This window comes from Micromonospora sp. WMMD1102, from assembly GCF_029626265.1.
Lineage (GTDB): Bacteria > Actinomycetota > Actinomycetes > Mycobacteriales > Micromonosporaceae > Plantactinospora.
In genome coordinates this window covers 2,342,466-2,367,081 of sequence record NZ_JARUBN010000001.1, presented here as the reverse complement: position 1 = coordinate 2,367,081, position 24,616 = coordinate 2,342,466, and the positions used below count along the sequence as shown (strand labels likewise).

20 protein-coding genes and 1 pseudogene are annotated in these 24,616 nt (G+C 71.7%); 11 read left to right on the top strand and 10 right to left on the bottom strand.

Translation table 11 applies throughout. The features are described from left to right. Positions 1-24: 24 nt before the first annotated feature. From O7626_RS10600 to O7626_RS10590, 3 genes are all read left to right on the top strand, one after another. A complete protein-coding gene (locus O7626_RS10600; RefSeq protein ID WP_278060986.1) occupies positions 25-186 on the top strand; it encodes a hypothetical protein in 162 nt (53 codons plus the stop codon). Between the two features lie 89 nt (positions 187-275). Next, a complete protein-coding gene (locus tag O7626_RS10595) occupies positions 276-407 on the top strand; it encodes an MBL fold metallo-hydrolase (RefSeq protein ID WP_278060985.1) in 132 nt (43 codons plus the stop codon). A gap of 61 nt (positions 408-468) precedes the next feature. Then, positions 469-837, top strand: coding sequence for a hypothetical protein (locus O7626_RS10590; RefSeq protein ID WP_278060984.1), 369 nt, complete (start codon positions 469-471; stop codon positions 835-837). 65 nt (positions 838-902) lie between these two features. Here the strand turns inward: O7626_RS10590 and O7626_RS10585 are convergent, their stop codons facing one another. From O7626_RS10585 to O7626_RS10575, 3 genes are all read right to left on the bottom strand, one after another. After that, a complete protein-coding gene (locus O7626_RS10585) occupies positions 903-4,580 on the bottom strand; it encodes a S8 family serine peptidase (RefSeq protein ID WP_278060983.1) in 3,678 nt (1,225 codons plus the stop codon). Positions 4,581-4,643: 63 nt separating this feature from the next. Next, positions 4,644-5,822 (bottom strand): hypothetical protein, encoded by a 1,179-nt coding sequence (locus tag O7626_RS10580; protein WP_278060982.1) that lies wholly within the window; start codon positions 5,820-5,822, stop codon positions 4,644-4,646. Continuing rightward, positions 5,815-6,315: a SigE family RNA polymerase sigma factor gene (locus O7626_RS10575; protein WP_278066120.1), complete on the bottom strand. Its 501-nt coding sequence runs from the start codon at positions 6,313-6,315 to the stop codon at positions 5,815-5,817. The genes O7626_RS10580 and O7626_RS10575 overlap by 8 nt, the downstream gene beginning before the upstream one ends. Before the next feature lie 106 nt (positions 6,316-6,421). On the opposite strand from O7626_RS10575, the pseudogene O7626_RS10570 reads away from it, so the two are divergent. From O7626_RS10570 to glgB, 3 genes and pseudogenes are all read left to right on the top strand, one after another. Next, positions 6,422-6,844: pseudogene (locus O7626_RS10570) on the top strand (transposase). A 213-nt stretch (positions 6,845-7,057) separates the two neighbouring features. After that, the gene (locus O7626_RS10565) at positions 7,058-9,100 is read left to right on the top strand and encodes an alpha-1,4-glucan--maltose-1-phosphate maltosyltransferase (RefSeq protein WP_278060981.1); all 2,043 of its coding nucleotides are present in this window, start codon (positions 7,058-7,060) and stop codon (positions 9,098-9,100) included. Next, positions 9,088-11,196, top strand: a complete 2,109-nt coding sequence (glgB, locus tag O7626_RS10560; protein WP_278060980.1) for a 1,4-alpha-glucan branching protein GlgB — start codon at positions 9,088-9,090, stop codon at positions 11,194-11,196. Before O7626_RS10565 ends, glgB begins: the two co-directional genes overlap by 13 nt. A gap of 78 nt (positions 11,197-11,274) precedes the next feature. Here glgB and O7626_RS10555 read toward each other — a convergent pair whose 3' ends face one another. Then, on the bottom strand, positions 11,275-12,201 hold the full coding sequence (locus O7626_RS10555) for a hypothetical protein (RefSeq protein WP_278060979.1): 927 nt from the start codon (positions 12,199-12,201) through the stop codon (positions 11,275-11,277). A gap of 24 nt (positions 12,202-12,225) precedes the next feature. Continuing rightward, complete coding sequence (locus O7626_RS10550; protein WP_278060978.1) at positions 12,226-13,521, bottom strand: MFS transporter; 1,296 nt, start codon at positions 13,519-13,521, stop codon at positions 12,226-12,228. Between the two features lie 152 nt (positions 13,522-13,673). Between O7626_RS10550 and O7626_RS10545 the strand changes: the two genes are divergently transcribed. Further along, positions 13,674-14,195 (top strand): hypothetical protein, encoded by a 522-nt coding sequence (locus O7626_RS10545; protein ID WP_278060977.1) that lies wholly within the window; start codon positions 13,674-13,676, stop codon positions 14,193-14,195. A gap of 238 nt (positions 14,196-14,433) precedes the next feature. On the opposite strand, the gene O7626_RS10540 is transcribed toward O7626_RS10545, so the two are convergent. Further along, positions 14,434-15,285, bottom strand: a complete 852-nt coding sequence (locus tag O7626_RS10540; protein ID WP_278060976.1) for a PhzF family phenazine biosynthesis protein — start codon at positions 15,283-15,285, stop codon at positions 14,434-14,436. 143 nt (positions 15,286-15,428) lie between these two features. On the opposite strand from O7626_RS10540, the gene O7626_RS10535 reads away from it, so the two are divergent. Continuing rightward, on the top strand, positions 15,429-15,782 hold the full coding sequence (locus tag O7626_RS10535; RefSeq protein WP_278060975.1) for a metalloregulator ArsR/SmtB family transcription factor: 354 nt from the start codon (positions 15,429-15,431) through the stop codon (positions 15,780-15,782). Between the two features lie 69 nt (positions 15,783-15,851). Here O7626_RS10535 and O7626_RS10530 read toward each other — a convergent pair whose 3' ends face one another. Then, on the bottom strand, positions 15,852-16,907 hold the full coding sequence (locus O7626_RS10530; RefSeq protein ID WP_278060974.1) for a phosphatase domain-containing protein: 1,056 nt from the start codon (positions 16,905-16,907) through the stop codon (positions 15,852-15,854). A 255-nt stretch (positions 16,908-17,162) separates the two neighbouring features. Here O7626_RS10530 and O7626_RS10525 point away from each other — a divergent pair, with 255 nt between their 5' ends. From O7626_RS10525 to O7626_RS10515, 3 genes are all read left to right on the top strand, one after another. Beyond that, on the top strand, positions 17,163-18,908 hold the full coding sequence (locus O7626_RS10525; protein ID WP_278060973.1) for a hypothetical protein: 1,746 nt from the start codon (positions 17,163-17,165) through the stop codon (positions 18,906-18,908). Between the two features lie 44 nt (positions 18,909-18,952). Further along, positions 18,953-19,498, top strand: a complete 546-nt coding sequence (locus O7626_RS10520) for an acyltransferase (protein WP_278066119.1) — start codon at positions 18,953-18,955, stop codon at positions 19,496-19,498. 224 nt (positions 19,499-19,722) lie between these two features. After that, positions 19,723-21,063, top strand: a complete 1,341-nt coding sequence (locus O7626_RS10515) for an acyltransferase (RefSeq protein ID WP_278060972.1) — start codon at positions 19,723-19,725, stop codon at positions 21,061-21,063. A gap of 183 nt (positions 21,064-21,246) precedes the next feature. Here the strand turns inward: O7626_RS10515 and O7626_RS10510 are convergent, their stop codons facing one another. The 3 genes from O7626_RS10510 to O7626_RS10500 form a co-directional block, all read right to left on the bottom strand. Beyond that, positions 21,247-22,299, bottom strand: a complete 1,053-nt coding sequence (locus O7626_RS10510) for a hypothetical protein (protein WP_278060971.1) — start codon at positions 22,297-22,299, stop codon at positions 21,247-21,249. A gap of 110 nt (positions 22,300-22,409) precedes the next feature. Beyond that, positions 22,410-23,675, bottom strand: coding sequence for a UDP-N-acetylglucosamine 2-epimerase (non-hydrolyzing) (wecB, locus tag O7626_RS10505; protein WP_278060970.1), 1,266 nt, complete (start codon positions 23,673-23,675; stop codon positions 22,410-22,412). Between the two features lie 9 nt (positions 23,676-23,684). Beyond that, the gene (locus tag O7626_RS10500) at positions 23,685-24,548 is read right to left on the bottom strand and encodes a choice-of-anchor P family protein (RefSeq protein WP_278060969.1); all 864 of its coding nucleotides are present in this window, start codon (positions 24,546-24,548) and stop codon (positions 23,685-23,687) included. Between the last annotated feature and the right edge of the window lie 68 nt (positions 24,549-24,616).

The window sequence follows — 24,616 nt, the reverse complement described above, 5'->3', positions numbered from 1 at the left end:
CGTTCAGCGATACTCGGGGCATGCGTGCATAAACACCAGTCATCACAACGGATCCGGGTCGGGCACGCGATCGCCGAGCTGAAGTGGTGGCGCCAACTACAACGGTTCACCGGCCGCCGTGAACTACTTTCCGAGACGATGAACGCCGTCGCCGGATTGGTCTCGGACCGCATGATCACCTGGTAGCCACACGCGGTATCACCGCAGCTCACAGCCCTACATGATTGCGCACGATATCGTAAGGCTGCCACTCCCCGATACCCGCTACGACTGCGATGACCAGCTTCACCTGCCACCCGCACCTCGACCACTGTGGCGGGAACCCGGAACTCGCCGGGCGGCCGATCGTGGTGCAGCGTACGGAACTTGCCCTCGCCGGGGCACCCGGCCACCCATCCCCGAACTGATCGATCTCCCAGGAATCCGGCACGAGGAACTGGACGGCAAGGCCGAAGTCTGGCCCGGCGTATGTATCATCCCGACTCCGGGGCACACCGCCGGGCACCAGTCCTGGCCCTGCGCCGGCCCGACGGCACGGTGGTCCTCGCCGGGCAGGCCCACGACTTCGCCACTCAGTACGGCTCGGACGCGCTCGCCCTGCGCGCCGCGCGGGACGGGGTGCCGGATGCGCTGCCGCCGGTGCCGGAGTGGCTGTCCCAGCTGGCCGACCTCGACCCGGCCCGGGTGCTCTTCGCGCACGACGGTGCCGTCTTGAAACCGGTGTCGTCGCGACGGCAGGCCGTGCCGCGACTCGACCCTGGACGGCGGCCCGGAACGACCAGCCCGGTCCGCCGAGGGCCCGTGGGATCCAGGAACGCCCGAGGTCAGAGTGTGTGAAGGGTCCGACGACCGGTCTGGTGCGATCGGGTGGCCGGAGACTACTCCTGGCCACCCGATCTCGATCAACTCACCTGGTACGCGCGCAGCACGGTCTGGACGATGCTGTTTCGATCGGCGTCGGTGGCCTTGACCCGTACTGACACGTAACCCGACTGGTGGTGTGGTACCTGGGCCTGCCAGCCCGGTCCGCCGGGTACGACATCGACCTTGTCGTTCCAGGTCTTCCCGTCGTCGTAGGAGACCTCCAGCGCGATCTTGGTGACCCTGGGGGCGCCGAGGCCGTGCTGCCGGTGCGCCGTGATCAGCACGGGGGTCGGGTCACCGACCCGGACCGAACTGTGTAGGTTCACCGGGGCGGCCACGCCAATCCCGAGCAGGGGCAGCGCGGTCGGTGCGGACGTGGTGTCGGAACGGAAGGTCCAGGCGACCTCGATCTTCCTGCCCAGCGCGGGGTCTGACGCGTGCCGCACCGCCTCGGCCGTCAGCCGGTACTCGGCGCTGCCGGCGGGCACGGCGAAGGAGCCCGCCCCTGGCTGTTGCGTCGCACCGATGCGGACGCCGTTTCGATAAAGGCTGGTCGATCCGGTGAAGCCCGGCGTGCCGGCGACCAGCCGCCAGTGCCCGTCCGAGTCGCTGGTCAGCGGCAGGTCAGCCGTGATCACGTTGTCGTCGCGGGCGGCGAACATCTGGCCACCGCTGCGTGCCGCGCCCAATTGGGGGCCTGGCACGGCGCGGTCCCAGCGTAGCGGCGGGTTGGCGCCGGCCCGCAGGGCCAGTCCGCTCGCCACGAGCTGCTGTTCCCCGTCCCGGCTGTTCCATACGTCCCAGGTTCCGCGGCTGTAGTACTCGGTCCGCTCGAGTGGGCCGTGGACATTCATGGAGCGGCAGACGCAGTACGAGGAACCACCGATCTGGTAGAACCAGTTCAACCGCCGCACTTCCGGCGTCGAGCTGTGGTAGCTGGTCGGCACGGCGGCGAGCGCGCTGGTCGACGCCCGGTGGGTGAGCCCTTGCGGAATGGCGCCCTCGTGGGAGAAGGCCAGCAGGTACCGATAGGGGCTGGCCGGGTTGCCTTTGACGGTGACGGTGAGGCGGCCGGCCTCCGCGAGCCGCGTGAGCTGCTCCCCGGGCGGGCCGCCGAGCCACATCGTGGGCAGAGCGAGTGGTTTGCCGTTCCATTGGAGATCGGCCGCGCTGGTTGCCACCATCGTGGCCCCGGCGGCGGCGAGTGACCGCACGATCGGATCGAGGTCGAAGGGGTCCACCTGTTCGGCGGAGGTGAGCACGACCAGTTTGCCGGCGACGCCGTCGGTCGGCACCTGCCCTCCGGCGCCCACCGGCACCGCGACCGTGGCGAGGTCGAGGCGTCCGGTGAAGACCGACTGCCCGTCGGGGGCGTACCAGGCGACGGGTACCTGGAGGCGCTCCGGCGCGGTCGCGGTCAGTTCCACGAGCGGGCGTTCCAGGCTGGCGAGGTCGGCGAGACGGAGCCGGGCTCCGTCAGCGCCCGGGGCGCTCCCGGCGTACACCTCGTGGATCTCCGGATCGTGCACGATGGTGTACGCGGTGGCGCGGGTACCGTCGCGAGCCGTCACGGCGATCGAGGTGTCGCGCTGGCCGGCCCGGGCCTCCGGCCGGTCGGACACGCCGAACGGCACCGGACCTGCCCACCGCCCGTCGAGGGTGACCGTGCTGTCGCCGGTGAGTCGCACCTCCGGGTGTCCGACCTGCACCAGCAGCGCCGGCCGGAGCACGGTGAACCACCCGACGACCGCGTAGCGACCGGTGGGCAGCCGGAGATCGGTGTCTCCGAAGACGGGCGTGGCGTCGTCGGTGTCCAGGTTGACCACTGTCATCTCCACCTGGACCGGTGCCCCGTCCCGGTCCACCGCCCGCAGCCGCATCGTGTGCTCCTCCGAGTCGAGCTGTACCGTGATCGGCGTACGGATGGAAACGCCGTTGCCGGTGCCGACCAGCACGCCACCGTAGGTGCCCGGCCGGTCCGGCTGACTGGTGACGGTGAGTTGGGTGCTTGCCCGACCGCCCGCCGGAATCGTCACGCTGCCGTCGTACGTGACGAGACCGCGCGGAGCGGCAGTGCCGGCGGGATCGGTCAACGCCACTTCCAGCGCCAACGTCACCGGAGTAGTACCGCTGTTGTGGTAGGTGACGGTCAGCGCCCGCTTCGCCGTCTGCGCGTTCCAGGGCAGCCGGGTGGCCAGGGTGGCCGGAACGGCGGCCACCCCCTGGCCGACCGCTCGGGCCACGTCCAACCGTCCTGCCCCAACCTGGAACACGCTGGCGTCGTCGATCGGGGCCGCGGTCGAGGTGAGCGCCGCCTTGAGCTGATCACCGGTCCATTCCGGGTGCTGCTGGGCGAGGATCGCTGCGGCGCCGGCCACGTGGGGTGTCGCCATCGAGGTGCCGGAGAGCGGCACCTGCGACGCGTCACCGGCGATTTCGGGGAAGGCGCCGGCGGCCCGGGCCGCCGCGATGTTCTCGCCGGGAGCGACGAGTTCCGGTTTGGCCAGTCCGTCCCCGGGCCGAGGTCCGTGCTGGGAGAAATCGCTCAGCCTGTCCCGGCGGGACACGCTGCCCACGGCGAGGGCGGCGTCGGCGGAGGCCGGCGAGTTGACCCGTGCTGGGCCAGCGTTGCCGGCGGCCGCGACGAACAGCGTGCCGTGCTCGGCACTGAGCCGGTTGACCGCCTGCTCCACCAGTCCGGTGCCGTCGCTACCACTGCCGCTGAGACTCATGTTAACCACCGTGGCCTGTACCTCGGCGGCGGCCCACTCCATGCCGGCCAGCAGGGCGTCGTCCTGGCCGAAGCCGTCGTCCCCGAGCACCTTGCCCACCGCCAGCCGGGCATCCGGGGCGACCCCTCGGCGGGTGCCACCCGACGTCGCCCCGCTGCCGGCGACGATGCTGGCGACGTGCGTACCGTGACCGTTGACGTCCTGGATCCGGCCGGTGGCGCTGAAATCCTTGGCGGCGACGACCTTCCCGGCCAGGTCGGGATGGCCCGGGTCGTAGCCGGTGTCCAGCACGGCCACGGTGACGTCCCGGCCGGTGTAGCCCGCCTGCCAGGCTCGCGGTGCACCGACCTGAGCCGCGCTGCGATCCAGACTGGCTCGGTGTCGGCCGTTGAGCCACACCTTGCGTACGCCACCGGATAGCGACCGGGTGCGGATGTCCGCCTGGCCGCACAATTGGGTCCAGAACCCGTGGGCGTCGTTCTTGACGACGTCGTTCGCGGTCAGGCCCAGGGTGGGGAGTCTCCGTCGGGGTGTGGTGCCGGCCATCGTCGTCGCCCGCGCTGAGGACGTGGTGTCGGCGTACTGGACCAGCAACGGCATCACCGTGGAGGAGGCGTCGTCGTAGCCCTGCCGTACCAGCCTGGTGACGTTGAACAGTTCCTCGTCGACCAGTCCCGCCTGCACCAGTGGGGCCGCTTCGGCGGGCAGCGCGTACCGGTCACCGTCGCGTTGGTACAGGTTGAAGGAGGCGGGGCCGCGCCCCGGGCTCTCCCGGGGGGTGACCGTGACCTCGCCATCCGAGTCCAGGTATGCCCGGTCACCGCTGAGCAGGGTGACCCAGCGTCCCGGCCCGTCCGCCGCGCCCCGGGCCGGATTCGGTGGTGCCGGCGTGCCGGCCCCGGCCGGGCCGATGACCACGAGCGCCGCCAGGAAGGTCGTACTCGTCGCCAGAATCGCGACCCATCTCCGCGCGTAGCCGCGCATGGTGCTCCTCTCTCTTGTCTCTTCTCTTGTCACCGGTGCGTCCCCAGCAGGGCGCAGGCGCGATCAGTCGACGGGTTTCGTCGGCCAGGTCACCGGGTTGTCCGGGTCGTCGACGATCTCGATGCCCTCGCCGATAGCGGTCAGCTCGGGGTAGTCGTAGCTGCCGCGACCGGCCAACTCGATATCGACCCCGTCGAAGTCGGCGGCCACGATGAGCCATTCGCCGCGCTCGTTCCGGGTCTTCCAGGCCGGGTGCTCGCCGAGGGTCATCTCGGCGGCCGAGACGAAGCCTCGCCGTCGAACTACGTCAATATCGGCCTGGTCGTCACCGGTGCCGACGGTCAGGACCGCTCCCACCAGCCGGCTGAGTGCCCCCACGTTGTCGGGCACGTCACTCCCGGCCAGTTCCACCCGACACGCGAGGAGCTTGGCGTTCGGCGGCAGCGCCGAGAGCCGGACAGGAGCCACGCACCGGTACGCGACGTCGAAGCGCACCCTCAGCGCCACCTCGACGGCGTCGCTCACCCGGCTCGCGTCTCCGTGTCCCCATACTTGCGCCCACACCCCGGGGAGCGGCTGCCACCGCAGATAGGAGTACTCGGAGGGCCCGACGCGGTAGACGTAGAGGGTGGCCGGCAGCCCGCCGACCGTCGCGTCCCGCTGCTCCGGCTCGGCCGACCTGGATGTCTCGGGCTCGACGTTGTGTCGTTCGATCAGCGCGTCAAGCCGGGCCGGATCGCGGGCGAGACCGACCTCGAAGAGGGTCCCGCCGGTATCGAAAGTGATGCTCTCGCTGCCGGGCTCCGCCGCCCAGGTCACGCTCGCGGCGCCGGTGGTCAGACCGTCGACCGAGAAGTGCAGCGCGCCCGGATCGGCGCCCACCAGGTCGGGGTCGGCCGCTGCGCCGGGTACGCCGGCCGCCACCGGAAGCTCCGGCACCCGCCAACCGCCGGGTGGTGGAGTCGAGCGAGCAGGGTCCGGTTCGGTGCTGGCTGTCTGGGCCGGCGGCGGTGCGCCGATGGACTCGGCGCCGCCAGGCCCGGGGCCCAGCACCGCGACACCGGCCACGCTGGTGACCGCCACGGCGACGACACCGGCCGCGCCGGCCAGCGCATAGCGGCGGCGGCGGCGCAGCGTACGGCCCCGCCGCGCGGCGGCCGTCGCCAATCCGGCCGTGTCGACCGGGCTTGCCGCCCGCTCGTCGAGACTGGTGGCAAGAGTTCGTTCGAAATGATCAGTCACGATTGGCTCCAACAATCGATTCGGAAGCGCGATAGCGTTCCCGCAGCGTGGCGACGGCCCGCAGTGCGGTGGTCCGGACGGTGACCGGTGAGCAATCCAGGATCTCCGCGACGGAGGCGTCGTCGAGGTCCTCGTAGTACCGCAGTACGAGCACCGCGCGCTGCCGTGGCGGCAGCCTGGCCATCAGGCGCCACATCAGGTCACGCTCGACCGCGTCGGCACCCAGGTCACGATCACCCGGGTGGTCGACGATCTCGGCGACGCTGAGTTCCCGGTTGGATCGGCGCCGCCACCAGGAGGAGTTGGCGTTGACCAGCATCCTGCGGACGTAGATGTCGGGCCGATCCGCCGCCACCACCCGCCGCCACTGCACGTACGCCTTGGCCAGAACCTCCTGGACCAGGTCATCGGCCCGGTGATCGTCACCGGTCAGCAGTCGTGCGAAGCGCACCAGCGCCGCACCCCTGCTGTGGACGTACTCCTCGAAGGTCACGTCGAATGGCCCCTTCGCTCGGATCGCTGTCACCCGAACAGACGCCTTGGAGGGCACGGGACGTTCATCGGAGTTTATCGATCTAATCCGGTACGTACGCGGGTTGATGCTGGACGGGCGGCGCAAGTCGATCCAGCCGATGGCGGGCCGTTTGCCGGGGGTGCACGATCAGGCGTTGAACCACTTCGTGACGAACAGCCCGTGGAATTTGGTGCCGGTACGGCGCCGGCTGGCGTTGCGGATGGATGAGGTGGTCACATCGGCGGCGTGGGCCCTGGATGATACGGGGTAACTCGAGTGTGGGACTGCGTCGGCGGCTGTGGCCAGGCAGTACACCGGCACGGCGGGCAAGGTCACCAACTGCCAGCTCGGGGTGAGTCTGAACTTGGTCACCGATACCATGTCGTGTCCGGTCAACTGGAGGCTGTTCCTGCCCGAGTCGTGGGACCCTGCCTCGTCGGCTGCGGCTGCGGATGTCGACCAGCGGCGCGCACGGGCGCCGAATTGCTGGCACCTGCGGAAGGGATAACAGAAAGGCTTCCCACCGACTCCATTTCGATGGGAGTTGAAGATCGAGAACTCGAGAAACTCGCCCAGCACTACCAGGTCTCGCCCACGCTGATCCAACACCAGTTTGACAACCAGGTCTTGCGGTAGCCAGGCAGGACCCCGGCTGGGCCAGCAGCTGAAGCGCCCTCCGTCCGGCGGGCGGGTGGCGATCATTGCCAGTAGGTTGGGCAGGGTGAGTGGACGGATCCCGATCGAGGACGTGACGCCGTCCGTGGCCTGTGGCCGGTACCCGGCCAAGGCGGTGGTGGGCGAACTGGTCCCGGTGGCCGCACGGTCGTACCGGGAGGGGCACGCGGCGATGGGCTGCCAGGTCGCCTGGCGCGGCCCGGACGGCGCACCGCGGCCGGTGGTCCGGATGCGGCCCGGCCCGAACTTCGACGACCGGTGGCACGCCGCCATCCGCCCCGACGCGGTGGGCGAGTGGAGCTTCACCGTGCAGGCGTTCGAGGACCCCTACCTGACCTGGCGCGACGCCGTGCTGAAGAAGATCGACGTCGGGCAGGGTGCCAGCGAGTTGGCGAACGACCTGGCCGAGGGCGCCGAGCTGCTGGACCGGGCCGCCGAGGGCGTACCCGAAGCGGAGTCGGACCGGGTCCGAGAGGCCGCCGCCGCGCTGCGCGACGGTGACCGGCCGGTGCCGGAACGGGTCTCGCCGGCGTTGGGCCTGGCCGACCTGCTCTGGACGCATCCGGTCCGGACCCTGCTGACCAGCGCGCCGGCCCTGCCGATCTGGGTGGACCGGCAGCGGGCGCTCTTCTCCGCCTGGTACGAGTTCTTCCCGCGCTCGGAGGGTGCGGTGCTGGCCGCCGACGGGCAGCCGGCCCGGTCCGGGACCTTCCGCACCGCCACGGAGCGGCTGCCCGGGGTCGCCGCGATGGGCTTCGACGTGCTCTACCTGCCGCCGATCCATCCGATCGGCCGGGTCAACCGGAAGGGCCGGAACAACACGCTGGTCGCCGAGGCGGACGACGTCGGCTCGCCGTGGGCGATCGGCGCGGCCGAGGGCGGGCACGACGCCATCCACCCCGACCTGGGTACCGTCGACGACTTCCGGTCGTTCGTCGCCGCCGCCCGGGAGGTCGGGCTGGAGGTGGCGATGGACCTGGCGCTCCAGGCCGCGCCGGACCACCCGTGGGTGACCGAGCACCCGGAGTGGTTCACCACCCGGGCGGACGGGACGATCGCGTACGCCGAGAACCCACCGAAGAAATACCAGGACATCTATCCGGTCAACTTCGACAACGATCCGGCGGGGATCCGGGCCGAGGTGCTCCGGGTGGTGCTGCGGTGGGTCGGGCTGGGCATCAGGATCTTCCGGGTCGACAACCCGCACACCAAGCCGTTCGACTTCTGGCACTGGCTGATCTGGGAGGTCAAACGGCACGACCCGGACGTGCTCTTCCTGGCCGAGGCGTTCACCCGACCGGCGGTGATGCACGGGCTCGGCAAGATCGGCTTCACCCAGTCGTACACCTACTTCGCCTGGCGGACCGGCACGGCCGAGCTGCGGGAATACTGCGAGGAGTTGGTCGGGGCGGTCGACCACATGCGGCCGAACTTCTGGCCGAACACCCCGGACATCCTGCCGGAGCACCTCCAGCACTGCGGGCCGCCGATGTTCCGGATCCGGGCGATCCTGGCCAGCCTGCTCTCGCCCTCCTGGGGGATCTACGCCGGCTACGAACTCTTCGAGCACGTGGCCCGGCCTGGTGCCGAGGAATACCTGGACAACGAGAAGTTCGAGCTGCGGCCCCGGGACTGGGCGGCGGCCGAGGCGGAGGGGCAGTCGCTGGCCCCGTTCCTGGCCCGGCTCAACGCGATCCGGCGGGACAACCCGGCCCTGCACCGGCTGCGCAACCTGGTCTTCCACGACATCGACAACCCGGCGCTGCTCTGCTGGTCGAAGCGGGACGAGCGGACCGGCAACACGGTGCTGGTGGTCTGCTCCGTCGACCCCGGGCAGGTGCAGTGGGGCAACACCGTGCTCGACATGCCGGCGCTCGGCCTCGACTGGCCCGAGCGGTTCGCCGTGCACGACGAGCTGACCGGCGCCCGCTACGACTGGGGGCAGCACAACGCGGTCCGGCTCGACCCGTTCGTCTCCCCCGCACACGTCTTCACCGTGCACCCCTACCGCGACGGCGCCGGGGTGGAAGATCGGACCGGGGACGCCGACGGGGACGCCGGAGCGGAAGGGCTGGAATGGACGAGCTGATCGCCGGTACGGCACACGACCCGCACGCCCTGCTCGGCGCGCACCCGGCGGACGGCCGGACGGTCGTCCGTACCCTCCGCCGGGGCGCCGGCACGGTCGAGCTGCTCGTCGACGGGGCACGGCAGCCGATGCGCCGGGTGCACGACGAGGGGATCTTCGAGGCGGCGGTACCCGGTACGGTGCTGGACTACCGGGTGGTGGTCGACGGCGGTGAGCCGTGCGACGACCCGTACCGGCATCCGCCGACCGTCGGGGAACTCGACAGGCACCTGATCGCCGAGGGACGGCACGAACGGCTCTGGACGGCGCTCGGCGCCCGGCCGGCCCCCGGCGGCGGGGTGGCGTTCGCGGTCTGGGCGCCGAACGCCCGGGGCGTCCGGTTGGTCGGCGACTTCACCGGCTGGGGCGCGCACCAGGGCTGGCCGATGCGTTCGCTCGGCTGCAGCGGCGTGTGGGAGATCTTCGTCCCGGAGGCGACCGTCGGGCAGCGGTACAAATACCGGATCCTCGGCCGGGACGGGCAGTGGCGGGACAAGGCGGACCCGATGGCCCGGCACACCGAGGTGCCGCCGGCCACCGCCTCCGTGGTCTACTCCTCCGGCTACCAGTGGTCCGACGGCGAGTGGCTGGCCCAGCGGGCCCGGCGGCAGCCGCACCAGGAGCCGGTCAGCGTCTACGAGGTGCACCTCGGCTCCTGGCGGCCGGGCCTGTCCTACCGGGAGCTGGCCGACCACCTCACCGGGTACGTGCTGGAGATGGGCTTCACGCACGTCGAGTTCCTGCCGGTGATGGAGCACCCGTTCGGCGGCTCCTGGGGCTACCAGGTGACCGGCTACTACGCCCCGACCTCCCGGTTCGGCGACCCGGACGACTTCCGCCACCTGGTGGACCGGTTGCACGCCGCCGGCATCGGGGTGCTGCTGGACTGGGTGCCGGCACACTTCCCGCGCGACGAGTGGGCGCTGGCCCGGTTCGACGGCACCCCGCTCTACGAGCACCCCGACCCGCGCCGCGGCGAGCACCCCGACTGGGGCACGTACGTCTTCGACTACGGCCGTCCCGAGGTCCGCAACTTCCTGGTGGCGAACGCGCTCTACTGGTGCGAAGAGTTCCATGTGGACGGTCTGCGGGTGGACGCCGTCGCCTCGATGCTCTATCTGGACTACTCCCGGGAAGACGGTGAGTGGCTGCCGAACCAACACGGCGGCCGGGAGAACCTGGAGGCGATCGCGCTGCTCCAGGAGGTCAACGCGACCGTCTACCGCACCCATCCGGGCGTGCTGATGGTGGCCGAGGAGTCGACCGCCTGGCCCGGGGTGACCCGGCCGACCGACGCGGGCGGGCTGGGTTTCGGCTTCAAGTGGAACATGGGCTGGATGCACGACACCCTCGGCTACCTCGGCCGGGACCCGATCTACCGGCAGCACCACCACAACGAGCTGACCTTCTCCCTGGTGTACGCCTGGAGCGAGAACTACCTGCTGCCGATCAGCCACGACGAGGTGGTGCACGGCAAGGGGTCACTGCTCGGCAAGATGCCCGGCGACCAGTGGCGCCGGCTCGCCGGGGTGCGCGCACTGCTGGCGTACATGTGGGCGCATCCGGGCAAGCAGCTGCTCTTCATGGGCTGCGAGCTGGGCGACGACCAGGAGTGGAGCGAGACCCGGGGGCTGGACTGGCGGCTGCTCGACGATCCCGGTCGGGCCGGCGTGCAACGGCTGCTGCGCGACCTGAACCACGGCTACCGGGACAATCCGGCGCTCTGGTCCCAGGACACCGTACCGGCTGGTTTCCGGTGGATCGTCTCGGACGACTCCGCCAACAACACCCTGGCGTTCGTCCGGATCGCCGCCGACGGTTCGCCGCTGGTCTGCGTGGCGAACTTCGCCGCGCTGCCGCACGAGGGCTACCGGATCGGGCTGCCGACGGCCGGGCGCTGGTCCGAGATCCTGAACACCGACGCGGACTGCTACGGCGGTTCCGGGGTGGGCAACCTGGGTTCGGTCACCGCCGAGGAGCAGCCGTCGCACGGCCTGCCCGCCTCGGCGGCGCTGCGGGTGCCGCCGCTGGGCGTACTCTGGCTGCGCCCCGGCTGAGCGCGGCTTCCCGCGCTGTCCGGTCGAGAGTCCGATAGGCGGGGCCATCCGGCGCGCCGCCCGCGGCAGATGTCCCGGCTAGCCGTTCCACAAGCGCCGGACGGTCCGGCCGAGCGTCCGGGTGAACTGCCGCCACGACGCCGCCAAGCTCACGTCGGCGGTGTTCTGCGCGGCGGGCGCGGCGACCTGTGCGAGGGCGGTGTGCAGGTGTGGCAGGAGGCGTTCGGTGTTGGCGACGAGTTCGTCGCCGACCCGCCGGCAGACCCAGCGATAGCTCGTCCATGACAGCAGCAGTCCCGCGACGAGGACGGGTGTGCTGAGGCCCATGGCGACGAGGACCCATCTGGCCGAGGCCCCGGGATCCTCCGGAGCGATCAGGAACACGGTCACTCCGAAGACGAAGAAGAGGTCCACCAGAAGGTGACATCCGAGGATCAGCCACAGGGTCGGCCGGATCCGTCCCCTGTTCCGGACCCAGCGGAAGAACCGGCGGTCCTGCCCTCGTGCCCGCAACACGACGCCGACCCTTCCGATCCGGCCGAGCGTGGCCGTGACCGTCTCCACCTCCTGGCGTGACGTCCATGCCCGGGTACGGACGAGCCGTGACGCCTCGGCGATCCGGTGCCGGGCACCGGACAGCCCGGCGGTCGTCTGCATTCTTCTCGCCATTCCGACGCCGAGCAGGTAGACCGAGGCCACACCGGCGATCGGGAGGATCACGCCGAGCACCCTGACCTGCGGCTCTGCTTCCTCGGCGGTCAGCAGGTTGATCCCCAGCCCGGCGAACACGGCGCCCAGTGCGGCACCGACCGGCAGGTGCACCGCTCCGTAGGCGACCTGCGCAGGGACCGAGTCGAGCTTCCGCAGGTGACCGTGCAGCCCACGGTTGAACACCACGTCGAGGAGACCGGAGACGAGATAGCCGACGGCACCGAGCAGAGCCACGGCGAACGCGGCCGTCACCAGTACGGTGACCACGGTGACGACCGGGGTGGAATCCGCCATGCGCGGCAGTCTACGAAGGACTGTTCAGTCGGTCGCGGGTGCGCTGTCGAGGCGCGCTCCGGCGACGAACACCGCCAGCAGCGTCAGCGCGGCGACGGTGGCGGCGACCATGAAGACCCCGCTCGGCGAGGTGGCCGCCTCGACCGGCCCGAACAGCAGCGGCGAGCCGAACTGGCCGGCGAAGGTGGCGGTGCCGAGCAGCGCGGTCGCCTGCCCACGTCGGCCGGCCGGGGCGTGTTCGGCGACCAGTACCGTCAGGGCCGGCACGGCCAGCCCCATGCCGAAGCCGAAGACGGCCGAGGCGACGAGCAGCACGATCAGCGACGCGCCGAAGGCGAAGAGCAGCAGCGCCGCCGTCCAGGCGCCGAAGGCGAGGCGCAGCAGGCCCGACCCGCCGAACCGGGCGCGGAGACAGCCGAAGCGGAGCCCGGTCAGGCTCATCGCGAGGGAGAGCAGCGCGCCGAAGAGCGCGACCAGGAAACTTTCCCGGACACCGACCTCGGCCAGGCGTGCTGGCAGGAACACCAGTACCCCGTAGAGCAGCGCGGTGGCCACCGTCTGGAGCCCGTAGCCGACCAGCGCCACCGGTCCACCACGTCGCCCGGCCGGTCCGGAGCGCCCGAGCGGCAGCGGTTCGGGGCGGGCCGGTCGGGCAGGACTTGGGCGCTCCGATGTGGACATTATCCGGAGGGTGACCAGGCCGAGCGGGACACCGAGCAGGTAGACCGCGAACGGTGCCTGCCAGGAGATCGTGCCCAGGGCGCCGCCGAGCAGCGGCCAGAGCACCCCGCCGAGGCTGATCGCGGTGGTGCGCCAGCCCATCATCCGGTCCCGGGCCGCTCCAGCCGCCAGGTCGAGCAGGGCGAGGGTGGTGCCGGCGAAGACGGCGGCGGCACCGATCCCGAACAGCAGACGGCTGACGATCAGGGGTACGTAGTCGTCGAGCAGCAGGCCCGCGCCGCCGGCCACGCCGTACAGCACGAGTCCGGCGGCGAGCGGGCCGGGCACGCCCCACCGGTCGATCGCCCGGCCGACCAGTGGACCGACGAGGGCCAGCGACAGCCCGTGTGCGGTCAGCACCAGTCCGGCGGCACCGGGGCTGATCCCGAGGTCGGCGCGGAGCAACTCGACCACCGGTGCCAGCACCGCTCCGGCCAGCACGGTGAGGGTGGAGGCGAGCAGGAGTAACCAGAGTGGACCGGCTGGCGGGCGCCACGGCGTACCGTCAGCGGACGGCCGACCGGCGCGGACCGGCTGGATGCCGTGGTCGGGTGCGGTGCGGCGGGCTCTGCTGGTGGCCTCTTCGGGGCTGGCACTCATACCTGGAGGATCGGCCCTCGACCTTTGTTGAGGTCAACCACGTTCGACATCGACATGTGACAATGTCTGACGGTGGCCGCCGTCCCCTGTCCGACCGCCATCGCGCCGGGCACCGCCACCCGCACCGTCCGTCCAACGGAGGAGGTACCACCATGTCGCGAGCGATCCGCCGGTCGGCGCTCGTACTCGCCGCCGCCCTGCTCACCCTCGCCGCGCCGGCCGCACCCGCCCGAGCCGGCACCGGCACCGACCTGGCTCCGCAGGCGTTCGCGGCCGACAGCGGCGACAGCTGCCGGTTCGGCCTCGCCGAGGGAACCCTGGAGTTCCTGCCGATCTCGGCACCGCCCGGACTCGGCTCGGTGACCGTCACCGGCACCATCGCCGACCGCCCCTACGAGCGCGACCCCGGCCCGGTCTGCCGGGACGACGGCCTGTTCAGCTTCGTCACCTTCTACGCCTACGGCAACGGCCGGCCGATCAGCCAGAATTCGGCGAGGGTGGACAACGACATCGCCAAGTACAGCTTCCGGCTGGCCCCCGAGGTGCCGTCGACGGGTGTCGACGCGGTAGTCGTGCAGGTCTGCCGGACCTCGAACACGAACGCACCGACGCCGGTGCCGACCCCGGCCGGCTACTGCGGAACGCCCCAGGTCTACTCGCTGCACTGGAGCTGACCGCCGGCCGTCCGCACTGGAAGGACGACGATGTCCCGTTCCCGCCGACTGCGGGGACGACTGCCCGTACGGGACCACCGGGGACACCCTCGACCGGTACCCACCGACCGCACCGCCGGGACTCGCCCCGCCCGGTGACGACCGGTCCCGGGGGCGACCGGCTGGCTGGCCGGTTGCCCCCGGGATCTCAGGCACGCGGGTTACCGGGCGCCGGGCCGGGTTCTCCGGTGGACGGCGGCTACTCCGTCGACTCCGGCAGCGTGACGACGCCGTCGAGGTAGCGACGGTAGCTGCCGCGCAGGCGTACCCGGTCGCCGTCGACCAGACAGTGCACCGTGCCGCCCCGGGCGGAGAGCTGGCGGGCGGTCAGCGCGGTCCGGCCGAGACGCTCCGCCCAGTACGGCGCGATCTGGCTGTGCGCCGAACCGGTGACGGGGTCCTCGAAGGCGCCCGCCCCGGCCCCGAACCACCGGCTGACGAAGTCGACGCCCCCGGTCCCACCGGGGGCGGTGACGATCGCTCCGCGTACCGGCAGCCGGACCAGCCCGGTGAAGTCCGCCGCGACGGCCCGGACCTCGGCGGCGTCCCGGACCACGTAGACCAGGTCGATGTCCTGGAACCGCTGCTCCGGCAGCATGCCGAGCGCTGTCACCGCGGCGGCCGAGACCTCGTCGCCGTCCGGTACGGCCCGCAGCCGTCCAGCCGGGAAGTCCAGCTCCAGCTCACCGTCGCGTTCGGTCCGGCTCACCGGCAGCCAGCCGCTGCGGGTCCAGAACAGCAGCCGGCGCGCCTGCGGGTGCACGTCGTCGAAGAGTTGCCCGGCGGTGGCCAGGGTCGCGTGCCCACAGAGGTCGACCTCGACCGCCGGGGTGAACCAGCGCAGGTGGTAGGCGGGATCGCCGCCGGGCGGCGGCTCGGCCCCGGCCGGCAGTTGCGCGGTGTAGAAGGCGGTCTCGGAGAGGTTGTTCTCCTCGGCCAGGGCCTGTAGGACCGGGTCGGGCAGCCAGTCGGGCAGCGGCATCACGGCCGCGGGATTGCCCTCGAACAGCCGGTCGGCGAAGGCGTCGATCTGGATCAGGGGAAGCCGCATCGTCCCTGTCTATCAGCACCGGGCGGCGCCGTGCCGGCCGGCGGCCGGCCCGGGACCGGGCACCGGGCCGGTAGGGTCGTCCGGACCGGCCCGGATTGACGTTAGACTCTAGTTATATAAGTGGACGCTGAAAGGATGGCGACGTGCACGCGTTCGACGTTCTCGGCGATCCCGTCCGGCGGCGGATCCTGGAACTGCTCGCCGACGGCGAGCGTTCGGCGGGCGAGGTCAGCGCGGTGGTCCAGGCCGAGTTCGGCATCTCCCAGCCAGGCGTCTCACAGCACCTGCGGGTGCTCCGGGAGAACGGCTTCACTACCGTACGCGCCGCCGGCACCCGCCGGCTCTACGCGGTCGACCCCGCCCCCCTACAGGAGATCGACCGGTGGCTGGAACGTTACCGGGGATTCTGGACCCAGCGGCTGGACGCACTCGACACCGAGATCACCCGGGGTCGACGGGAACGCCGCCGGGCGGAGGAAACCGCCACGGAGAGCTGACCGGGCGGCCCTCGGTCGGCCTCCCGGCCGGATCCTCCGGATGATCTTCCAGCCTGGGTCCCCGAGTCCTCAGACGAGGTTCGCCTCCCGGAGCAGCCGCCACAGCCCGGCCCCGTCCGGCGCGCAGAACCAGCGTTCCCCTAGCAGCCCGGCGGCCGGAGTGCTGCCCTCGCCGCTGCCGGTCGGGGCCGGGAAGCCACCGGCCAGTACCGCCTGGGTCGGGGAGAGCCGGCGGATCAGCACCGCGGCGACGTTGTCCGGGTGGTCGGCGGCGAACTCGGCATAGATCTCCTGGTCGTGCTGGCCGTCGTCGCCGATGAGCAACCAGCGGATATCCGGGAACTCGCGGACCAGCCGGGCCAGGGTGGCCCGCTTGTGCTCCCGCCCGCTGCGAAACCAGCGGTCCGCCGTCGGGCCCCAGTTCGTCAGCAACAGCGGGCCCGCCGGATAGAGATGCCGGGACAGGAACCGGGTCAGGGTCGGCGCGACGTTCCAGGCACCGGTCGAGAGGTAGAGCACCGGGGCGCCGGGATGGGCGTTGACCAGGCGCTCGTACAGTACCGCCATGCCGGGCACCGCCATCCGGGCGTGCTCGTCGAGCACGAAGGTGTTCCACGCGGCCAGCAGCGGCCGGGGCAGCGCGGTCACCATCACCGTGTCGTCGATGTCGGAGAGGATCCCGATCCGCAGCGCCGGGTCGACGATCCGGACCGGCGCGTCGACCGGCTCGGCGCCGGGACTGGACAGGCGTACGGTCTGCCAGCCGGGCGCCAGGTCGGCCTCGACCACCAGGTCGACGAAGCCGCTGCGGTCCGCCCGGGTCTCGTGCCGGCGGCCACCCGCCTCGATCACCACCGGTGCGTGCTGGACCGGCAGGGTGGCGAAGCTTCGCCAGCCGCGGACCTTCTCCGGTCCCTCGCGGGGGCGGCGGCGCAGCCGGGTCAGCAGGACGCGGCCGAGCACCCGGATCCAACCCGGCCCGCCGTAGCCGGCGTACGGGATGATCGTGGCATCCCACCCACCCTGCCCCAGGCGGCGCTCGATGAACTGGTGAACCGCGTCCTCGATCCGGGCCGCCCGGTGCAGCCTCGGCACGGGCGCCGGACCGGCGGGTATCAGCGACACCTAGCCACCCTGCCACAGCGCACCCGGTCCGGCTACGAGACAGATCAACTAACCCGGTGGAAAGGTCACCGGTCCGACCGAGGCGAACCGGCACCGCCGCACGGCGGAGCACACACCAGGGCGTGGCGGACCACACCGGGGCGTGGCGGACCACACCGGAGCGTGGCGATCTGCGCCGAATCGGCGGGTCCGGCCGGCGGCGGCGTGCGAGACTGGCGAGTGGGCGGGACAGCTACGCCGGGCACGGGGGTCTCGGTGGCGGTGCCGCGCGGGGGGCGGCGGTCGGGCACCCTCGACCGGCCGGGCGCGCTGGCGCTCGGGCTGGGCCTGCTCGGCCTGGGCTACCGGCTGGCGCTGGTCCTGCTGACCGTCCCCGGCTCGAACAGCGACGAGGCGACCTTCGGCCTGGCCGCGCTGCACATCGCCGACGGCCGGGAACTCCCGGTCTTCCTCTACGGCCAGCACTACATGGGTACCGTGCAGAGCTACCTCGCCGCGCCGCTGTTCCTGCTCTTCGGCGCCGGCTGGATCCCGCTGCGGATACCGCTGCTGCTCCTCTACGCCGCCTTCGTCTACCTGGTGTACCGGCTCACCCGCCGGCTCTACTCCCCCTGGCTGGCCACCTTCGCCGTCGGGGTACTCGCGCTCGGCGGGGAACGGGTGGTCCGGGACCAGATCACCGCCGTCGGCGGGCGGCCCGAGGTGAAGCCGGCCGTACTGGGCCTGCTGCTGATCGCGCTCGCGCTCGGCCAGCACCGCACCCGGCACCGGTACCTGGCGTTCGGCCTCTTCGGCCTGCTCGCCGGGCTCTGCGTCTGGGACGACTGGCTGGTGCTGCCGTACCTGGCCGTCGCCTTCGGCGTCCTGCTGGTCGGCTGCTGGCGGGACCTGCTCGGACCGGCCGGCGCGCTGCTGGTCGCCGGCTTCCTGGTCGGGGTTGCCCCGCTGGTCGCCGACAACCTGACCGCGCCGACCGGACAGGACTCGATCTCCGTACTGCGGCAGGTCAGCGAGGGCGAGGAGGCGGCTACCCCGGGTGACGACCGGCTGCACGGCGCGCTGCTGGTCGGCATCCCGCTCGCCACCGGACTCTGCCGGCCGGAGGGTTGCGACCCGCTGGAGATGACCTGGGGCGGGCTCTACCTGGCACTGCTGCTCGCCGCCGGGGCGCTGGCGGCACTCGGACTCGCCCGCCCCGCCCGGCACCGCGACCCGACGCGGTCCAGCTACACCGAACGAGCCGGTGACGCGGCACGGATCAGCTACACCGAACGGGCCGGTGACGCGGCACGGACCAGCGACGCGGCACGGGTCGGTGACACCGGTCGGAGCGGGGACGGGCTCCGGGCCGCCCGCGTCGGGTACGCCGCCCAGCTCGCCCTGGTGCTCGGCGCCGCGCTGACCGTCGCGGCGTACGCCCGCAGCTCGCTCGCCGGCAGCGCACCCCTGGCCAGCGCCCGCTACCTGTCGATCCTGCAGATCTCGCTGCCGGCCGTGCTCTGGCCGCTCTGGCTGCTCGCCCGACGGTCGGGGCGGACCGGCGTCCGGCCGCCGATCCGGCTCGCCGGGATACTCGGTGCCGCCGTACTCGCCCTGCTGGTGGCCCTGCTGGTCGGCCCCACCGGGCACCTGGTCGGCGAGATCGGCACCATCCGGGCCGAGGAGCGGGACCAACGGCGGCTCGCCCGCACCCTGGAGCGGGCCGGGGTGCAGGCCGTGTACGCCGAGTACTGGACCTGCAACCGGCTCGTCTTCGTCACCCGGGAACGGGTCGCCTGCGCGGTGCTCGGCGAGAACCTGCGGCCGGGGCAGGACCGCTATCCGGCGTACCCGAAACGGGTCGGCGCGGCCGAGCGGCCGGGCTTCGTCTTCGAAGCCGGCGGGCCTGCGGACGCCGCGTTCCAGCAGCACCTGCGCGGCTCGGGCGTGCCGGCCCGGGTGACCCAGGTCGGCCGGCACCGGATCTACCTGCCGGAGTCGACCCTCCGTCCCCCGGGCTGACCGGCCCGGCCACTCCCGTATCCTGCGAAGTCGTGACTTCAGCGATGAACGAGTCTGCCGCGCTCCCGGAAACGGTCTTCGTGCACCCCTCGGCCGAGGTGGACCAGGGTGCCCGCATCGGCGACGGCACCAAGGTCTGGCACCTCGCGCACGTCCGCTCCACCGCCCAGGTGGGCACGAACTGTGTGATCGGCCGGAACGTCTACGTCGACGCGAACGTCGTCGTCGGCGACCTGGTGAAGATCCAGAACAACGTCTCCGTCTACCAGGGCGTGACGATCGAGGACGAGGTCTTCGTCGGCCCCTGCGCGGTCTTCACGAACGACCTGCGACCCCGGGCACAGAACCCGGACTGGGAGATCACCCCGACCACCGTCCGCCGAGGGGCCTCGATCGGCGCCAACGCGACGATCGTCTGCGGCGTCGAGATCGGCGAGTACGCGATGATCGCGGCCGGTTCGGTGGTGACCAAGGACGTCAAGCCGCATCAGCTGGTGGCCGGCAACCCGGCCCGCCCGCTCGGCTGGGTCGACGTCAAGGGCCAGGTGATCTCCCGGGACAAGGAGAACCCGCCCACCGAACTCGGCTGACCGGGGACGCGCCCGCACCCGTACTCCTGGGTCGTCCTGCTCCGCCGCCTGCTCCGGCTGAAGCGGCGGCGGAGTGCGCCGATTCGGGCTAATCACTTATTAGTGCACATTCATCACGCATTGCAATTAGCCTTGTACGACAGTGGCATGCTCCTCCGGCCGGCCGTGCCCAGCCCCCTCGCACCTCACCTCGGTCACCAGGTCTTCTGCTGGGGGTTACTTACATGTCTGCCCTGTCGATTGGTCACCGTCTCCGCCGCACACTGCACGAAAGCTACTCGCCGGGACAGAACGCGTTCGGCTTCCTGCGTCTTGTACTCGCCATCGGAGTGCTTGTGGCGCACGCCTGGCCGTTGGGATTCGGTCTGCCCAGCCCCGGCTGGTCCGTGAGCTCCGGCCAGGTCGACCTCGGGATGCTCTGCGTACAGGGCTTCTTCGTGGTGTCCGGGTTCCTGGTCACCGGCAGCGGCCTACGGTTTCCGCTCCCGAGGTACCTCTGGCACCGGGCGCTACGCATCTTCCCGGGGCTGTGGGTATGTCTACTGGTCACCGCGTTCGTCCTCGCCCCACTCGCGGCGTACCACGAGCTAGGCGGGCTCGACGGTTTCTGGACCCATCCAGCGGGTCCGACCGAGTATGTCCGGACGAACTGGCTCGCGAGCATGGAGCAGTACCCGATCTCCGGGCTGCTGGCCGACACCCCGTTCGGCCGGCTGGCGGGCGCGCCGAGCGCGTTCAACGGCTCGCTGTGGAGCCTGCGGTACGAACTCGGTTGTTACGCGCTGCTCGGCGCGCTGCTCGGCACGGCGGCGCTCCGCCGCGCACCGCGCACCGTACTGCTGCTGTTGGTGCTCTGCTACGCGTTCATCGTCCGGGACGTCCTCACCGCCGGACACTGGACGGTCCGGCCGCCGGACAGAGGCGCGGTCGGTCCGTTCCCGCTGGTTGGCTCGTTCGCCGCCAATCACGTGCTCTACCTGGGCTTTCTCTTCCTGGGCGGCGTGGCGGCCCGGCTGTACGCCCACCGGCTGCCAATGTCCGGCCCGCTGGCGCTGGTCGCGACCGTGACGGCGGTCGGCACTGCCTGGCAGGGCGCCTTCGTCGTGCTCGGCCTGCCCGCGTACGCCTACCTGCTCCTCTACCTGGGCGTCGCGCTGCCGTCCCGGCTGACCCGGATCGGACGTACCCGGGACTACTCGTACGGCATCTACATCTACGCATTCCCGGTGCAGCAGCTCGTCGCGCTCTTCGGCGGCGCCCGATACGGCCTCTGGGCCTACCTCGCACTGTCGCTGCTCGGGACGCTGGTCCTCGCGATCGCGTCGTGGCATCTGGTAGAGCGCCCGGCCCTGGCGCTGAAGAGGTGGAGCAGACCCTCGTCGCGCCGGCCCCGGCCCGCCCCTCGGCACCGACCGAGGTACCCGGTTGCCCCGGAGCCGGTCGCCTCGGCGACACGCTCGTCGCCGGGAAGGTCGACGATCCCGGTGGCACCGCCGTCCGCCCCGACGGCCGAGCCTGTCAGCGCCTTCCTGCGGATCCGTTCCGTGGCTGCGAACGGCCGCTGACCCTGACGGACGATGCGGATCGGAGCAGGCAGACGGAGAGATCCCGCTCGGCCGTCACGGTAGGCAGCCCGTGGCTCTTGGCGGATTCGCGGCCGGTCGAGAAGTACAGCGGCAGGCCGGCTCTGCTCCGACGTGGATGCCAGAGCAGGGCCGGCCTGGTAGCCGGGGTTGGTCTCGGCGGCGTCAGCGCGCCCGGTGGGCGCCTGCCGGTTGCCGGGTTCGGCGCCGCCGTACGACCAGAAACAGGAGTAGCACCAGCAGGAGCGCACCGGCCGAGACGAGCAGCAGCACCGGAACTCCGTCGCTGTCCGCCTCGTCCGGCGTAGCGGCCGCGGGCGCGCCGGGCAGGCTGAGCGTCGCCTTCGACTCCCGCAGTACCGCGCCGCTTGCGACGGCGAATTCGACGTCCCACGGCCCGCTGGGTAACTCGCCGTGCAGCGGCACGGTCATCAACCCGGTGCTGTTCGGTGCGATGGTCACTCCGCCGAGCGCGGTGAACGCCCCAGACGGTGCCGGCCCGCTGGCGGTCGACAGTCGTAACGTGCCCTGCGGATTCACGGCGCGCAGGCCGTTGTTGCGTAGCTCGGCGACGACCACGGGCATCCCTCGAGCGGTCTGCTCGGCGCGCATGCCGACGATTTCGAAGTTTGGCTGTGGTTCCTTTCCGGTGCCGACGTTCAGGTAGACCCGCAGCCCGGAGCGACGTACCTGGGTGGCAGCCCGCTCGGCCGTCCCGGCCGCCGCGCTGCCGATCTGGGCCCAGAGCACCGCGTACCGCTCACCCCGCGCGGCGTTCTTCGGCACGCGGATCTGGATCCGTACGGACTTCTTTGCCTTCGGTGCCAGCCGGAAACCCGGCGTCTGGACACGGGTCCAACCGCTGAGCGCGTTACCGGATCGGCCGTTGGCGAAGGTGAAGGCGTGGTTCTCGATGGCCGCCGCGCCCGGGTAGACGGTCACCTGCTGCCGGACCCGCGACGGGTTGACGACCTCGACCCAGCGCTCGACGCTCTGTCCTGGTTTCGCGTGCAGGGTCAACCGGGGCGAGCCGCCCGGATCGGTCGACTCCCCGCCAGACGCGCCGGCCGCCCGGATCTCCAGCGTGCCGCTGCTGTCCGGAGCCGCATAGGGCGGCGGCGCGGCGCCGGCCGCCGAGACGGGCATCGGCGCGAGGAGGCCGGCGACGACCGCGAGGAGGCCGAGACGGCGCAGTGGGCTCTGTGCTCTAGTCAACATCGCTACTTCCTGTTGGTGCCTGTCTCCCGGGCTTTGTGCGGCCCGGGGTCGGCCACGCGGCCGGAGCCTCCGGTCGGGCCGGACGCTCCGGCCGCGTGGGCTGGTGGTGACTATCGGACGGCGGAGAAGACCGCCGGTGTGGCGCTGGCCCGTTGCACGAGCCGGCGGACGATGTCGAGGTCGTCCTCCTCGTGGCCGGCCGTCTCGGCCAGCCATCCGTCGTCTCGCCGGCCGCCGACGGATTCCGTGACCGGACTCCGGACGAGAGCCGGAGACAGCAGACCGGCTATCGCCGGGACCGCACGCGACGCGGCCCGTCCGTCGCCGAACGGCGAGGGCAGCGCCGGTTTCGGCTCCCGGCGCAGCTGCGCGACGACCGCGTCCGCGATGTCGTCCGGGTTGGTGCCGACCAGCCGTCCCCGCCCGTCGGCCAGCGCCTCGGGGCGTTCGGTGCGATCCCGGGTCACCAGGAGCGGTGCGCCGATCGTCGCCGCCTCCTCCTGGATGCCGCCCGAGTCGGTCAGCACCACGTCGGCGACGAGGAGCAGACCGATCATCTCGGGATAGGACATCGCCGGGACGAGCCGCACCGCCGGCCTGCCGGACAGCGCGGCGGTGATGTCCGCCGCGAGAACCGGATTGGGGTGCAGGACGACCACCAGTTGGACGTCGGGTCGGGCCTCGTTGACCCGGACCAGTCCGGTACAGACGTCCCGGATCCGCTGCCCCCAGTTCTCCCTGCGGTGCATCGTCGCCACCACCACCGGCCGGTTGCCCTCCAGCCAGGCCGGCGGTCGGGCCAGGTCGTTCTCGACCAGGTGGTCGAGCGCATCCACCACGGTGTTGCCGGTGACGACGACCCGAGGCGCCGGAACGCCCTCGGCGACGAGGTTCCGGCGCGCCGTCTCGGTGGGTGCGAGGTGCAGCTCCGCCAGCCGGGCCAGCATGGTCCGGTTCGCCTCCTCCGGGAACGGCTCGCCCGGGTTGTGCGTACGCAGCCCCGCCTCCAGGTGGACGAGCGGGATACCCCGCCAGTACGCGACCAGCCCGCCGATCAGCGCGGTGAGCGTGTCCCCCTGCACCACCACGGCAGCCGGGTCACGGCGGGCCAGGGCGGCGTCGACAGCGGCGATCAGTGCCGCCGCCAGCTCGGCGAGGGAGCCGTCCCGGCGTACCGGGAACAGCACCTCGTCGGGAGCAAGGCCGAACGGCGCCAGGGCGTCGGTCACCTGGGCGGGATGCTGCCCGGCGTCGACCAGGGCCGCGGTGAAACGGTCGTCCTGGCGCAGTGCCATCACCAGGGGGGCCAGCTTGACCCCCTCCGGGCGGGTACCCGCAAGCAGGATGATCTCGGGTCTGTGGTTCCTGTCCGGCATGCCGGGTCCTCAACTCCGTACGCCGACGCCGCGACGGTTGCGGTAGCGCAGCAGCCCGCCGACGGCGACCAGCCCGAGCGCACCTGCCGCGATCGGCGCCCCGGCGAGCGGGATGACCGGGATCGGTGGGGCGATCGCGTTCGGGCCGCAGATCACGTTGCCCACCTCGAGCGAGACCAGGGTCCCGGACAGCGCCTCGAGCTGGAGCGCGGTGACGTCGATCTGTCCCGGTCCGGAGCTGGTCTGGGCATTGAGCAGCAGGTTGACCAGACCCGGCACGGTCAGTCCGGTGTTCGGGGGCGGGTTCGCCGGCAGGCTGAGCAGGGTCGTCTCGATGCCGAGCACCGTGGAGGTGATCCGGGCGTTCACCAGCGAGGCCGCGCCGCTGGCGGTCGGCGTACTGGTCGCTTCACAGGTGGCGTAGATGGCGTCCGCGGTGAGGCTGATCGTGGCAAGGCCGACGGTGCCGAGTACGAAGTCGACCTCGGCGCCGTTGTCGACGACGCAGGTGCCGTCCGCCCCGACGACGAACGCGCCGCCGGTGCCGACCACCCCGGCACAGCCGCGCGAGACACCGCCGAACAGGGCACGGCCGTACTGGCCGAGCACGCCGGCGGTGATAACGGTCTGCCCGCCCAGCACGCTCAGCAGCGGGTCTGGGTCGCCGCTGGTGGTCTCGCTGCCCCCGTCGGTGTTGCTGGCGGTGAACGTGCCCGAGCTGGCTACGGTCCCACCCAACAGGGTGATCTGCAGTGCGGACGCGGACACCTGCGAGGTGTCGGCGAGCGCCGGAGAGGCCGCCAGGACCGCGGCGGTGCAGCCGGCGACGGTCGCCAAGGCGAGCTTCCCGAGCGATAAACGCTTCTTGGACATTGATTGCTCCGTTTTCTGTGGTTCTGCTGTGTGCGGGCTGGGCGGACCCAACCGGAGTCCAGACCGGA

Bases quoted from the DNA above. Each gene is read 5' to 3' on its own strand.
- O7626_RS10515 (WP_278060972.1), top strand. From the start codon at position 19,723: ATGTCTGCCCTGTCGATTGGTCACCGTCTCCGCCGCACACTGCACGAA.
- O7626_RS10585 (WP_278060983.1), bottom strand. From the start codon at position 4,580: ATGCGCGGCTACGCGCGGAGATGGGTCGCGATTCTGGCGACGAGTACG.
- O7626_RS10595 (WP_278060985.1), top strand. From the start codon at position 276: ATGACCAGCTTCACCTGCCACCCGCACCTCGACCACTGTGGCGGGAAC.
- O7626_RS10520 (WP_278066119.1), top strand. From the start codon at position 18,953: ATGAACGAGTCTGCCGCGCTCCCGGAAACGGTCTTCGTGCACCCCTCG.
- glgB (WP_278060980.1), top strand. From the start codon at position 9,088: ATGGACGAGCTGATCGCCGGTACGGCACACGACCCGCACGCCCTGCTC.
- O7626_RS10555 (WP_278060979.1), bottom strand. From the start codon at position 12,201: ATGGCGGATTCCACCCCGGTCGTCACCGTGGTCACCGTACTGGTGACG.
- O7626_RS10510 (WP_278060971.1), bottom strand. From the start codon at position 22,299: ATGTTGACTAGAGCACAGAGCCCACTGCGCCGTCTCGGCCTCCTCGCG.
- O7626_RS10545 (WP_278060977.1), top strand. From the start codon at position 13,674: ATGTCGCGAGCGATCCGCCGGTCGGCGCTCGTACTCGCCGCCGCCCTG.
- O7626_RS10500 (WP_278060969.1), bottom strand. From the start codon at position 24,548: ATGTCCAAGAAGCGTTTATCGCTCGGGAAGCTCGCCTTGGCGACCGTC.
- wecB (WP_278060970.1), bottom strand. From the start codon at position 23,675: ATGCCGGACAGGAACCACAGACCCGAGATCATCCTGCTTGCGGGTACC.
- O7626_RS10550 (WP_278060978.1), bottom strand. From the start codon at position 13,521: ATGAGTGCCAGCCCCGAAGAGGCCACCAGCAGAGCCCGCCGCACCGCA.
- O7626_RS10590 (WP_278060984.1), top strand. From the start codon at position 469: ATGTATCATCCCGACTCCGGGGCACACCGCCGGGCACCAGTCCTGGCC.
- O7626_RS10540 (WP_278060976.1), bottom strand. From the start codon at position 15,285: ATGCGGCTTCCCCTGATCCAGATCGACGCCTTCGCCGACCGGCTGTTC.